The following is a 13,680-nucleotide window of genomic DNA, read 5'->3' as shown; positions in this document are numbered from 1 at the left end:
CGATGCAATGGGCACAACTCGCCGCGTCCGTGGCAGGGGGTGTCGCGGTGGCGGCGATCGTCTCCACCTCGCGGGCCGCGTGGGCGCGACGGCGGATGCCGCGAGCACTGTCGCAGGTCGTCAAGCGCCGCCAGTACCTGTCCGAGGTGCACGCGATCGCCAGGGAGACGGATGTGGAGCGTCTCGACGCGCTCCTGCCGAACCTCGCGCCCGCGTCCACCTCGCGACTACTGCGGTCGGTCCAGGAGACCTGGCAGGAGATCGACCGGCGCGACCGGACCAGGGTGGTCACCCGCGAGGAGGAGCAGTGCCTCACCGCGGCGGCGGAACTGCTCGGCCGGGGCATCGAGACGCGGATCTCGCACACGCAGCTCAGCAAGGACCTGTCGTTCCACCTGTTCCGCGGCTCCCTGCACCGCACCGTGCTGAACCTCAGCGAGAGGGGCAAGGACCACCCGAGCAGGCTGTGCGGGAAGTCCGTGGCGGCGATCTTCCAGGCCGAGTTCGACCGCGCCTGGGACGCGGCCGTCCCCGTGGAGTCGGTCCTCGCGGAGTACGTCGTGACCGAACTGCGCCGCGACGGCGACCTCACGCGGCTCGCCACGCACCTGCGTGACCTCAGGGACAAGTACTCGCTCGGCACCGAGGCATTGGAGGCGGTGCTGCGGCACGTCGCGTTCCGGCACTCCGCGCCGGTCATCTTCATCACCGGCCTGCCCGGCGCCGGCAAGTCCACGGTCCGCCGGCTGCTGAAGGCCAAGCTCGACGCGCTGCGACTGCAGGTCACCGAGGAGAACGACTACCTGTACGCGTTCCACGACTTCCTGCACGGCGTGATGCTGCTCGAAGGCGAGCGCGGCAAGGGCTTCTCGGCGTCGCAGAACGGCGCGTTCCAGATCGACGACGAGGACCTGCTCAAGCCCGCGCTGAACGACATGGCGCTGCGCATCTCCGCCAGGCGGGAGCAGGCGTCGATCGCACTGGTCGAGTTCGCCCGGTCGGACATCGGCCCGTCCCTCGGCGCGTTCGGCCACGAGATCACCTCCGCGGCACACCTGATCTACGTGCGGACCTCGGCGGAGACGCGAGCCGAACGGCTGCGTTCGCGGGCGCAGCCGCCCCGGATCAACGTCATGGCCAACGACATCCGCATCACCCTGTCGGACGACCACCGGCTGCCTCCCGCCGTCGCCGAGTCGCTCTACCTGACCGACGACTTCGCCCGCGTCCAGGCGGACTCCGCGGTCGGCGACCGGTGCCACGTCCTCGACAACGACCTCGACGACCGCGGGCACACACGGATCGAGGAGAAGCTCGACGGCTTCGTCGAGGACGTCATCCGGCCCTACCGGGCGGCTGCCGCGTTCTGACACACCCAGGGGTGGGCGGAACCGCGCGTTTTCCGCTCACCCGGCGTGTGATTTGCATCACAGCGAGTCAGTTCAAGACCCCTCGCGGCGGCTGTGAACAAGCCCCTCGCTACTACCCGGACGACCCCGTGAGAGCGCTCCCAGATCCACCCCGGACAAGCCCGCCCCAGGTCGCCGCCCACCAAAGCGGGCGGATTGCGGGCATCACGCCACATTGTGAATGTTCCGTCTCAACCGGGTACGTATTCGCACGATCAGGAACGGTTTCAGCATTTCTGCCCGATACTGCGCCCATAGCAGGCAGAGCAGAAAGGTTCCGAGCACTCGTGATCACGCCCGAGTACTTGCTGTCGACCCGCGAGTTCGAGGTGCTGTGGCAGACGCTGCGGCTCGGCAGAATGCCGTACCCGCTCGACGTGCCCAGCGAAGGAGCGACCGAGCGAGACGTCAAAGCGTTGCAGGACAGGACCATCGCCGAGCTGCGGCGTCGCGGCATCGCCGACGACCCGCGACTTGAGGACCTGATGCGGTTGCTCGGCGACCACGAGGTGTCCGTGGACGCCGTCGCCGGGCTGGACCGGCCCGTGCGGGCACTGGCCGCGGCCGGCGGCGGTGAGGCCGTGCTGGCCGTCATCGACGGCGACGGGGTCGGTCTTTCCGAGATCAGGCCCACCTCCCTCGCCCGCGAGATCGTCAGGGTGCTGCCGCACGGCGTCGCCGGTCCCGGCAGCGCGCTGTCGGTGCGCCTGGAGACGTTGCAGCAGGCCGTCGCGCTCCAGGAGGCCGAGCAGGAGGAGGAGTCCGAGGACCCGTGGGGTGCGGCCGACGAGGAGCTCGACGACCGGGAGGCGCTGCTCAAGGCCGGTCTGTCCGCGCAGGACGCGAGGCAGATGGACGAGCTGGCGCAGAACCGCGTGGCGGGCGGCCAGTTCGGCGTCACGCACGGGCGGCACCGCGCCGACGTGGTCATCAACTGGTTCGACACCCATCAGGGCCGCTACCTGATGGTCCGTTCGGACGGCTGGCTCAGCCTGTCCCCCAGCGACAACGACCGCATCGCCACGCGGATCGACGCGGTGCTCGCCTGAAGATGAACAAGGTGCGTCGTAGCGCACAACAATGATCCAAATCGGACATCGCGGGCGTACTCTGACGGGTGCGCCCGCGTTTCTGCGTCTATCGACCGATTCAGCCGATCCGGTGAATGCCGAACCAGCCGGTGACCGACCTCAAGAGAGTCCTAAATCCCGGTTAATAACCCACTGTGATTTAGGTCACATCCAGGCATAGTCAAGGGCCGATCCAGGGATGTGAACAGAGATCGGGAGCCCGTACGGGCAGCAAGCCGAGAGCGCTCCCACAACCAGGGCAAACGATCACGTCGTTACATGACGTTCACCTGGTCGTGGCCCGTTTTGGTACACCGCAACGCATTGTGAACGCGGGTCTCAATTGGCAACTCGTTCGCGTCAAAGTGAGCGTTGCACGAGAAGACAGCCGATACTGCCCGCATGTACATCGTCGGTGACAAAGACGCTGTCCCGCTCGGCGAGACCGTCCGCTCTGGCCAGGTCCAGATCGACCCGACCGCGGGCGAGGACCTCCGCAAGCAGCTGCAGGCCCAGATCGACCAGGTCGACACGTGGATCCAGCGTGCGACCTCGAGCATCGCCCGGCCGGCTCCGCTCGGAGCGAACCCGGTCGGGGACAAGATGCGCGACAAGTTCACCCATCGAGCCGAGGGTGAGCAGTACTCGTTCGTCAGCGTGATGACCGCGTATCGCACGGTTCTCGAGCAGACGAAGAACTCCATCGTCGAAGCGATCGGGAACTTCCAGGCGCTCGACGAGGACCAGCAGGCCGAACTGAAGAAGCACATGGGTAACAGCTGATCTTGTGGCCAGCTGATCCAACGACGTGAGAGGCGAGCCGGTCATGCCCCCCGAGACCGACCCGAGCGAGATCGAGAACGTCCCGGTCCTCACGGACCCGCAGAACTGGGCGTCCCGATCGCACCAAGAGCTCTATGCCGCGGTGCACAACAACAACGACCCCGGTCAAGCCGGCCAGATCAGCTCCGACTGGGGCAAGTACGGCAACGAGCTGACCGAGGCGTCCAGGACCATCAACTCGGTCATCACCTCGTCGGAGTCCAAGTGGACGGGTGACTCCGCCGAGGCCGCACGCGCCGCGATGAAGAAGCTCGGGGACTGGGTCGACGAGACCGCCCGCACGGCTGTCGAGGTCGGCACCAAGGTCGCCGACCAGGGCCGTGTCATGGAGAGCGCCCGCGCGCAGATGCCGCAGCCGATCCAGTTCGACTGGGCCAAGGCCACGGCCGCGCTCTCCCAGCCCGGCACGCCCGCCTTCGTGCTGGCCTCCGCGGACATCGCGGCCGCCAACACCGCGTCGCGCGCCGCGCACGACCAGGCGGTCACCGTGATGACCGACATGGAGAACAACTCCCGCCAGATCGACTCGTCGACTCCCGCCTTCAAGCCGCCGTTCAACCCGAACACCGGCAAGGTCGAGGAGCCGGTGATGGCTCTGCCGCAGTCCGGCGCGGCCGCGTTCACCGGTGGCGTGGACGGCCTCATGTCCACCCAGGCGGCGAGCGCCGGCACGGCGACGGCCCCGGTCACCTCCCCGAACGGTTCCGGCGCGGGCGCCGGTGCCGGAGCGGGTGGCGCCGGTGGTGCGGCCGCAGGTGGCGTGAACCAGCCCGCCGCGGCGGCGTACACGCCCTCCGCGCCCGGCTACAACCCCGCGGCAGGCCCCGGTGGTGGCGCCGGCGGCGGTGCCGGTGGCGGCGCGGGCAGCAGCTACACCCCGCAGAACCCCGGCAACACGAGCACCAACGTGGCCGCGGCGTACACGCCGACCGCTCCGGGGTACACGCCCCAGAACACGTCCGGCAGCACGTTCACCAGCGGCAGCGGTGGTGGCAGCCCGGCGGCCTACACGCCCACGGCTCCCGGCTACACGCCGCAGATGGGCACCGGCAAGAACACCGGCCAGAACAACCAGAACGTCCCCAAGGTCCCGGTGGTCGGCAAGGACCTCGCGAACCCGAACTACAACCCGCAGAACCCCGGCTACAACCCGCAGAACCCCAAGGGCCCCGCGGCCTACTCGCCCACGGCTCCCGGTTACACGGGTCCCGGCGGCGCTGGTGGTGCCGGTGGCGGTGGCGCCGGTGGTGGCGGCGGTGCCGGTGGCGGCATGAAGGGCCCGATGCCCTACTCCCCGCAGATGGGCGCGGGTGGCGGTGGCGGCGCGTTCGGCGGCGGCGGCGGTGCCGGTGGCACGGCCGGTGCGATGCAGCCCGGTGGCGCGGCCGGTGTCCAGGGTCAGGGTGCCCGGCCCGGCATGGCGATGGGCATGGGTCCCGGTGGCGCCTCCGCGGCCGGTGCCGGCATGGGCGGCGCGCCCATGGGTGGCGCTCCCGGCGGTGGCCGGGGCGAAGACGACAAGGAACACCGTTCCGCCAGCTACATCATGGGCGGCGACCTGTTCGAGGTCCCCGGTGAGAACCTGCCCCCGTCGGTGATCGGCGCCGCGAAGGTCAAGAAGCAGAAGGGGACCGAGTCGCAGTGATCACGCCCGAGTTCCTGCTCTCACCGCTCGAGTTCGACGTGCTGTGGCACGACCTGCGGCTCGGCAGAGTGCCGTACCCGCTGGACGTGCCGAGCGAGGGCGCGACCGAGCAGGAACGCCGCGTGCTCGTCACGAGGACGTTGGACGAGCTGCGCACGCGCGGTCTCGTGGACAACGACCGCCTCGAGGACTTCCTGCGGCTGCTCGACGACCACAAGGTGTCCGTGGACGCCGTCGCCGGTCTCGACCGCACCGTGCGCGCGCTCGCCGTCTCGAACGGCGAGCGCGCCGCGCTGGCGATCATCGACGGCGACCGGGTGGGACTGCTGGAGATCCGGGAGACCGGTATCGCCCGCGAGATCGTCAAGGTGCTGCCCGACGCCGTGCCCGGTCCGGGCACGGCGGTGAACGTGCGGGTCCAGTCCCTCCAGGACGCGGTCGCGATCCAGGAGGAGGCCGAAGAGGCCTCCGAGGCCGACGACCTGTTCGGTGACGGCAAGCTGGACGAGCAGGAGGCGCTGCAGCAGGCCGGCCTGTCCGCCCAGGACGCCAAGCAGTTCGAGGAGCTCGCGTCGAACCGCGTCGCGGGCGGCCAGTTCGGCGTCACCCAGGACCGGCAGCGGTCGGGTGTCGTCATCAACTGGTTCGACACCCACCAGGGTCGTTACCTGATGGTCAACTCGGACGGCTGGATGAGCCTGTCCCCCACCGACAACGACCGCATCGCCACCCGGATCAACGCTGTGCTCGCGTGATCTGACGCACCACAGCCCAACCGCAATTGAACCGCCGCCGCCGGAGGACCGTGTGACCACCGCCAACCCGTATCAGTGGGTCGAAGAGTACGAGGCCAAGCTGGCCGACCTGAAGCAGAAGTCGGAGAACCTCACGGAGAACTTCGCGGCGGCGGGCGCCACCGTGTCGTCCAAGGACGGCGCGGTGACGGTCACCGTCGGCCCCAACGGCGGGCTGCAGAACCTGCAGCTGGGGCACCGCGCGGTCGAGCTGGGCGCGCCCCGGCTCACCGCGCTGATCCTGGAGACCGCGCGGGCTGCCCAGAAGCAGGCCGCGACCCAGGTCCTCGAGCTCTTCAAGCCTCTCGGCGAGGGCACCGAGGCCTACCAGATGGTGTCGGACTCGATCCCGGACGACGAGTTCGAAGAGGACACCACCGACGCGTACGACGAGGTCGACGACGAGCCGGAACCTGCTCCGGCCCCGCCGCCGGTGAGCCGTCCCGCGGCAGCGCCGCAACCGGCGCCCGTCCGCGGCAGGCCACGCCCCGCCGACGACGACAACGACGACAACCAGCCCTGGTAAGGAACAGCGATGACCGCGCCTGAAACTCCAATCTCGTCTCCTCCCGGGATGAACATCACCGAGGAGAACAAGCTCAAGGGCTCGCTGTTCATCGAGGCCTACGGCAGCCTGATCGACGGCATCAGCAAGGACGCGGAGTCCGAGACCGAGAAGGCTCTCGACATCACGTTCAACGCCATCGGCGCGGCCTCGGCCACGGTGATGCTGGCGATCGACCCGCTCGGCAGCATCATCGGTGCCGGTGTCGGCTGGCTGATCGAGCACGTGTCGTTCCTGCGCGACGCCCTGAACCAGCTGATGGGCAACCCTGAGGAGATCCAGGCCAACGTCGAGGCCAACAAGGCTCGCGCGGCCGAGCTGCGCGTGCTCGCGGAGGACCACAAGAGCGGCCTCGCGACGTTCGACGGCTGGACCGGTCAGTCCTCCGAGCGCTTCAAGGCCTCGATGGACAACATGAGCCACGAGCTCGACGACCTCGCGAACGCCGTCGAGAGCAAGGCCAAGATCGTCGCGATCATGGGCATGCTCGTCACGGTGCTGCGCGACATCGTCCGCGACCTGATCGCCCAGCTCATCGGTTCGCTGATCGGTGGCGCGCTCATCGCCGCCGCCATGATGATCCCGACGTTCGGCGCGTCGATCCCGATCTTCGCCGGCTTCGCGGTCGGCAAGGCCGTCGCGCTGGGCGTGAACATCGCGTCCCGCGTCGCCCGCGTCGTCGCGGCCCTCGGCCGGCAGATGAAGCGCATCGGCGACCTCGACGACATCATGAAGAAGGTCAGCAAGGGCTGGGAGCGCTTCGAGAACTCCGCTGACGTCGCCGAGATCACCTACGAGGGCTACAAGGCGCAGAAGGGCGTCGACGACAAGATCGACGAGGCCATGGAGGGCCGTGGCGGCGCCGGTGGCGGCAACACGCCTCCCGGGGCCACCGACGGCAAGACCGCCGCGGACACCACCGGCACCGCGACCGCGACGCTGGCGAACGCCCGCGTCGGCCTGGTCCAGGCCGAGGGGACCGCGACGCTCCAGAACGCGCGCATCGGCACCGTGCAGCAGGACGGGTTCGCGCAGGCGACCCTTCCGAACGCTCCGCTGAGGCCGACGGAGGCCGGCGAGCCGATGCAGGCTCTCCGCCGCTCGGCGGGCGAGCCGCTGCAGCCGACGCACGCTCTGCGGGCGATGGACGCGGGCGAGCCGATGGTGGCCCGCACGGCGATGCACGCCACGACCGAGCCGATGCAGGCCCGTACCGCGATGCACGCGGCCGAGCCCGTGCAGTCGTTCCAGCGCGTGGCGGCGGAGCCGTTGCAGCCGGTGCAGTCGTTCCAGCGGGTGGCCGCGGAGCCGTTGCAGCCGATGCAGTCGTTCCAGCGCGAGGCGATGGAGCCGCTGCAGCCGATGCAGAGGGCCGAGGCCGTCCAGGCGCCCATGGCCTTCCAGCGGGCCGAGGCGGTCCAGGCTCCCGTGGCGTTCTCCCGCGTGGACGCTTCGGACTCCACGATGGCCTCGGGTGTCAGCATGACCTCGGGTGGCGGCGGGATGCACGAGCCCGTCCAGCCGATGCAGGCGCGCGAGATGTACATCAGCCCGGAGACGCCCTCGGAGCCGTTGCAGGCCCAGTCGGGTTACGAGCCCCTCGCGCGCACGCAGATGTCGCACGCCTACGACGCTCTTGAGCCGTCGCAGCCGCGTGAGGCGTATGCGCGCGTCGACGCGGAGCCCGCCCACTACGAGAGCGTCAACCCGCTCATGGCGAGCGAGCCGATGCAGGCTGCCAGGTACGACGTCGCCGGCGGTGCGGCGGCGCAGCCCCAGCGTTCCGTCCGGCCCACAGAGTAAGTCCCAGCCAACAGCCGGGATCCCTCGATCCCGTCTCGTTCTGACGCAGTTCTGGAGAATCGCCACTCATGGCCAAGGGGAACGTCAACCCGAACCCGTCGTCGAACCCCGGGGCCACTCCGCCCCCCTCGACGCCGCCGACCAGCGGAACGGGTGGGGGCGGCCCCACCGGCAACAGCGGCTACTCCATGAACGACTCCTCCATGCAGGGGTTGCAGAACAAGGCGGGTGACCTGGGGTCCCGGCTGACCGGCATCTCGGGCGGCCTGCGGGGCCTGAACTTCAGCGGCAACGCGCTCGGGCCCATCGGCCTGTTCGCGGTGCCGGCGCTCAACGCGTCCAACGACAACGCCGTGTCCCAGGCGGACCGTGGCGCCAAGGCGTTCACCGAGGTCCAGACGAACCTGAAGGCGACGCAGCAGACGTCGCAGCAGGTCGACCAGACCAACCAGAAGAACTTCCAGTCGATCGACCCGTCCACCGCCGCGAAGAACGTGCGCGGCAACGCGAACAACACGTCGGGCAACTTCACCCCCGGCAGCCCCAACGCCAACGGCTCGCAGGGCATCAAGGGCGGCGGGACCAGCAGCTCCGGCAACTTCACGCCGGGCAGCCCCAACGCCGCCGGCCCGCAGGCGATCAAGGGCGGCGCGAACAACCAGACCTCGGGCGTCAAGGGACCCGGCGGTGGCCCCGCCGCGGCCGGCCCGAACATCAAGGGCGGCGGCGCCAACACGACCTCCGGCGCGAACACGCCCGGTGGCAACGCGGCCGGTGCCGCGCCGAACGTCAAGGGCGGCGGCGCCAACACCACGTCCGGCGTGAACACGCCCGGCGGCACGTCGGCCGGTGCGGCGCCGAACATCAAGGGCGGCGCCGGGGCGAACCCCGGCGGTGTCAAGGCCCCTGCGGCCTACACGCCGACCGCACCCGGTTACGTGCCTCCCGGCGGTGCCGGCGGCAAGGGCGGCACCACGGCTCCCGGCACCAAGGGCCCCGGCGGCACCGCGGCCAGCGCCACGCCCAACATCAAGGGCGGCGCCGGCGCCACGCCCGGCGGCGTGAAGGCCCCTGCGGCGTTCACCCCGACCGCACCCGGCTACGTGCCTCCCGGCGGTGCCGGCGGCAAGGGCGGCACCACCGCGCCCGGTACCAAGGGCCCCGGCGGCACCGCGGCCAGCGCCACGCCCAACATCAAGGGCGGCGCCGGCGCGACCCCCGGCGGCGTGAAGACCCCCGCCGCCTACACCCCGACCGCACCCGGCTACACCCCTCCTGGTGGCGCCACCGCCGCGGGCGGCAAGGGTGGATCCACTCCCGGCGTCAAGAGCCCTGCGGCCTTCACCCCCACCGCACCTGGTTACACCCCTCCCGGCAGTGCCGGTGGCAAGGGCGGCGGCGCCACTCCTGGTGGCGGCGCGAACCCTGGCGGTGGCGCCAACCCCGGCGGTGGTGCGAAGAGCCCCGCGGCCTTCACGCCGTCGGCGCCCGGTTACAAGGAGCCCGGCAGCACCGCGGGCACCAAGCCCAGCACGAGCGGTCCCGCCGCGCCGAGCCCCGTGACGTCGCCTTCCCGCGGCGGCGCGACGCCTCCCGGCATGGCGCCCGGCATGGCCCCGCCGATGGGTGGCGCGAACCCCGGCGCAACCGGCGGCGAGCGCGGCGGCAGCAAGTACGTCCCGAGCACCGGCGGCGCGAAGGGCGTGTTCGACGCGCCCAAGCCGCCCACGCCCGGCAGCACCATCGACAAGGCGCCCGGAACGTCGCCCTCGACTCCGCCGCCCGCACCGAAGCCCAACGCCAACGTCCCGGCGCCCTTCACGCCGTCGGCGCCCGGCTACAAGGACCCCAGCGCCCCCGGCTCGAACCCCGGCGGCTCGACGACGCCCGGCAGCACGACCCCCGGCGGCGGCGCGAAGGGTCCCGCGGCCCCCGCGCCCTTCACCCCGACGGCACCCGGTTACAAGGACCCCAGCGCCCCCGGCGCGACCCCTGGTTCCACTCCCGGCGGCTCCACTCCTGGCGGTGCCACTCCCGGTGGCGGCTCGAAGGGACCCGCGGCCCCCGCGGCCTTCACGCCGACCGCGCCCGGTTACAAGGACCCCAGCAGCGTCGGCCCGACGTCGCCCGGTTCGCAGAGCGCCGTCAGCACCCCGCCGCAGAGCGCGGGCCCGCGTGCCGGCGGCGGCATCGCTCCGAACGTGACGCCTCCCGCCGCGAGCGCACCGCCCATGGCCCCGCCGATGGCACCGGGCGGAGCACCCGGCGCGACCGGCGGCGAGCGCGGCGGCAGCAGGTACGTCCCCAGCACCGGCGGTTCGAAGGGCGTGTTCGACGCGCCCAAGGCCCCCACGCCCGAGAACACGATCACCAAGGCCCCGCCGTCCACGTCACCCTCGACGCCGCCCCCGGCGCCGAAGCCGACGCCGATGACCCCGGCCCCCTCGACCACGCCGCCCGCGTCGTCCGCTCCCCCGGCGGCGAACCCGAACACCGCGCCGCCCGCCCAGACGCGCCCGGCACCGCCGATGAGCGCGCCGCCGGTCAACACGCCTCCGGCCAACACGCCCGCGCCGAACACGAACACGCCGCCCCCGGCGTCTTCGCGCCCGGCCCCGCCGCCCATCAGCGCGCCGCCCGTCAACGCGCCCTCGACGAACGTCCCGCCGGCGAACGCACCCGCGGCCAACGTTCCGCCGAGCAACGCGCCGTCGACGAACACGCCGCCGGCCACCACCCCGCCGCCCAGGCAGGAGACGGCGCCGTCGTCCCAGCCGCCCAAGGCCGACACTCCGCCTCCGGCGCAGACGCGCCCGGCACCCGCCGCACCGCCGGTCAACACGCCGGCCCCGGCACCCGCACCCAACCCCGCACCCGCGCCGAACCCGGCGCCTGCGCCGAACGTCAACACGCCCCCGGCGAACGTGAACACGCCGCCGGCGAGCGTCAACACGCCCCCGCCGGCGGCCACGCCCGCGCCGCGGCCCGACACGACGCCGGCCCCGCAGCCCAGGGCCGACACCCCGCCCCCGGCGCAGACGCGCCCGGCACCCCCCGCACCGCCGGTCAACACGCCGGCCCCGGCTCCCAACCCGGCACCTGCGCCCAACCCCAACCCCGCACCCGCGCCGAACCCGGCTCCCGCACCGAACGTGCCGCCGCCGAACACGCAGTCGCCGAACACCAACACCCCGCCGGCCAACGCGCCGTCGGTGAACACCCCGCCCGTGAACACCCCGCCGGTGAACACGCCGCCCGTGAACACGCCGCCGGCGAACGTGCCGAGCGCGCCGCCCGTCAACACGCCCAACCCGAACACCCCGCCGGCCAACACCCCGCCGCCGAACACGGCGACGCCGCCACCCGGCGTGCCGTCGCCGCGTCCGGAGACGAACGTCCCGGCGCCGAACACCTCGCCGAACCCGAACCCGAACCCGGCCCCCGCGCCGAGGTCCGAGACCTCGGCTCCGCCCGTCCAGACGCCGAACCCGGCGCCGAACACCACCGTCCCGCCGGCGAACACGCCGTCGCCCAACACCGCGGCGAACGTCCCGCCGGCCAACCCGCAGACGCGGCCGGCGCCGCAGGTCGACGCGCCGGTCAACGGTGCCAACACCGACGCGCCGCCCGTCCAGACGCGGCCGTCGCCCCCGCCGCCCACCGGCGCGGCGCCGAACCCGAACACCACGGCGAACCCGAACCCGAACCCCAACGTCACGCCCGGCTTCGTCGTGCTGCCGCCCATGACCGCCGGATCGAATCCCAACCCCAACGCGGAGACGGGATCGTCCGTCTCCGACCCGTCCACCGATGTCCAGCAGGAGGCCACGACCTCCGATGCCGCTCCGACGGTGAAGGACCTGCTGTCGGACGTCGACAATGTCGTCGTCGCGGTGGACAACGCCGCGGGGCTCGGCCACCAGGCCGCCGCGACGACGCTGGTGAAGGCGCTGCGCGACGGCGGCTACAAGGACAAGATCACCTTCGTCACCGATCCGGAGTCCGTGGCGAAGATGAACCTCCTGATCACGCCGGACCTAGGCGAGGTCGAGGTCACCACCACGCCGAACCATCCCGCCGACAGCGACACGTTGCTGATGTCGGCAGGCGACGACTCGCTCAACGCGCACGACACGAAAGCCGCCACCGACTACCTCGACAAGAACAAAGTCAACGAAGCGCTCATCCTCAAGCCTTATGCCTGGGACAGCAGCAAGCGGCTTCTCATCAAGCGCGACGCCCCCGGCGGCGAGGTCACGATCACCGATCTGGACCCGCACATCAGCCCGGACGCCAGGTACGTCTACGACGTACCGAAGATCACCGATCCGCAGGCACTGGCCGACCTCATCGACACGGAGATGGCCGCCAACCCCGCGAAGGCCGACGGCATCAAGAAGGTCGCCGACGCGGTGCTCAGCAACGACGTCGACCTGATGCCGGTCTACGGCCTCGTGGCCGTAGATCCCATCAGCCGTCCCGGCGTGTCCAACCACCTCGCGATGGCTCTGCACTCGTTGAACCAGAAGCCCGCGATCATGATGGAGATCACCCCCTCGTCGGTCTGGTTCGTGCCGCAGCTCGAGATGGACGGGGTCCAGCACGCGGACATCACGTCACCCGACCTGCAGCAGAAGATCGACGACCTGAAGCAGGGCGACGTCCTGGTGGTGAACACCGGGTCCATGCCCCAGGCGGTGTTCCAGCAGGTCTTCCAGCTCGGCACCCTGCCCGCGATCAACGAGGGCGCGAACTCCACGAACCTCGCGCACCTCGTCGAACGGCCGAACATCTCCGTTCTCACCAGCAAGACCCCTTACCCGAACGTCCCCGGCGCCGACGCCGCCACCACGAACCTGAACAACGCGAGCAACGGCTTGCGAGCGGACACCGCGTGGACCGCAGCCGTCAACGAGGCCTTGCAGGGGACCACCGACCCCAAGAACCCGTCGCCTGCAATCCAGGCGTTCAAGGTGACCTCCGCCATCGAGACCTTCTCGGCGCTCGGGGATTACGTGGTGTCGCCGGACCGCACACCCGGCGAGGCAGCCAGCTCCGTCTCCCAGATCTCCTCCATGCTCTCGCCCGCGCTCCACGGCAAGGGCGCGGAGGTCACGAACATCCTTTCCGGAATCCCCGAGGACGCGGCCAAGGAGATCAAAAGCGTCATCGACGGCAACCCGGCGTCACGGGACTTCCTCGACGACGAAAAAAATCCGGTCGACCTCACCAAGGAGCAGGTCGACCAGATCATCGATCTGCTCGAGTCGCGGAAGCCGGAACTCCAGCAACAGCTGGCCGACAACTTCCCGAGCAACAAGCCGGGCGATCCGGTCGATCCCGCCGATGCGGATTCGGCTCGAAACGACGTTGCCCAGCTCGCTGACCTGCTGAAGAACCTCTCGCAGAAGGACACTCCCGAGAGCAACTACTTCTCCCAGGTGTTCGAGGACGCTCGCGCACCGCAGAACAACCAGGTTCTCCAGGCGCTGACCCTGCGGCTGGACCCGCCGTCCGCACCGCCGCCTGCCCCGGAAGTGCGGACGCCGGA

Annotated in this window: 8 protein-coding genes (1 of these 8 only partly in view); all 8 read left to right on the top strand. The window is 70.9% G+C overall.

The features are described 5' to 3' along the window. The first annotated feature begins 2 nt into the window (after window positions 1–2). On the top strand, window positions 3–1,370 hold the full coding sequence (locus tag ACFWN2_RS11110; RefSeq protein WP_382426662.1) for an AAA family ATPase: 1,368 nt from the start codon (window positions 3–5) through the stop codon (window positions 1,368–1,370). A 326-nt stretch (window positions 1,371–1,696) separates the two neighbouring features. Then, complete coding sequence (locus ACFWN2_RS11105) at window positions 1,697–2,458, top strand: ESX secretion-associated protein EspG (RefSeq protein ID WP_382426660.1); 762 nt, start codon at window positions 1,697–1,699, stop codon at window positions 2,456–2,458. 423 nt (window positions 2,459–2,881) lie between these two features. Next, window positions 2,882–3,262, top strand: coding sequence for a hypothetical protein (locus tag ACFWN2_RS11100; protein WP_382426659.1), 381 nt, complete (start codon window positions 2,882–2,884; stop codon window positions 3,260–3,262). Between the two features lie 43 nt (window positions 3,263–3,305). After that, on the top strand, window positions 3,306–4,967 hold the full coding sequence (locus tag ACFWN2_RS11095; protein WP_382426657.1) for a PPE domain-containing protein: 1,662 nt from the start codon (window positions 3,306–3,308) through the stop codon (window positions 4,965–4,967). Next, window positions 4,964–5,722 (top strand): ESX secretion-associated protein EspG, encoded by a 759-nt coding sequence (locus tag ACFWN2_RS11090; protein WP_382426655.1) that lies wholly within the window; start codon window positions 4,964–4,966, stop codon window positions 5,720–5,722. The genes ACFWN2_RS11095 and ACFWN2_RS11090 overlap by 4 nt, the downstream gene beginning before the upstream one ends. Window positions 5,723–5,774: 52 nt before the next feature. Next, window positions 5,775–6,287 (top strand): YbaB/EbfC family nucleoid-associated protein, encoded by a 513-nt coding sequence (locus ACFWN2_RS11085; RefSeq protein WP_382426653.1) that lies wholly within the window; start codon window positions 5,775–5,777, stop codon window positions 6,285–6,287. Between the two features lie 48 nt (window positions 6,288–6,335). Continuing rightward, window positions 6,336–8,129, top strand: a complete 1,794-nt coding sequence (locus tag ACFWN2_RS11080; RefSeq protein ID WP_382426652.1) for a hypothetical protein — start codon at window positions 6,336–6,338, stop codon at window positions 8,127–8,129. A 68-nt stretch (window positions 8,130–8,197) separates the two neighbouring features. After that, on the top strand, window positions 8,198–13,680 hold the beginning of the coding sequence (locus tag ACFWN2_RS11075; RefSeq protein ID WP_382426650.1) for a hypothetical protein. 24,175 nt of this gene lie beyond the right edge of the window; 5,483 of the gene's 29,658 nt are visible here — the first part of the coding sequence; it begins with the start codon at window positions 8,198–8,200; its stop codon lies off the right edge, out of view.

This window comes from Lentzea sp. NPDC058436, from assembly GCF_042721515.1.
Lineage (GTDB): Bacteria > Actinomycetota > Actinomycetes > Mycobacteriales > Pseudonocardiaceae > Lentzea.
This window is presented reverse-complemented; position numbering and strand designations above follow the sequence as displayed.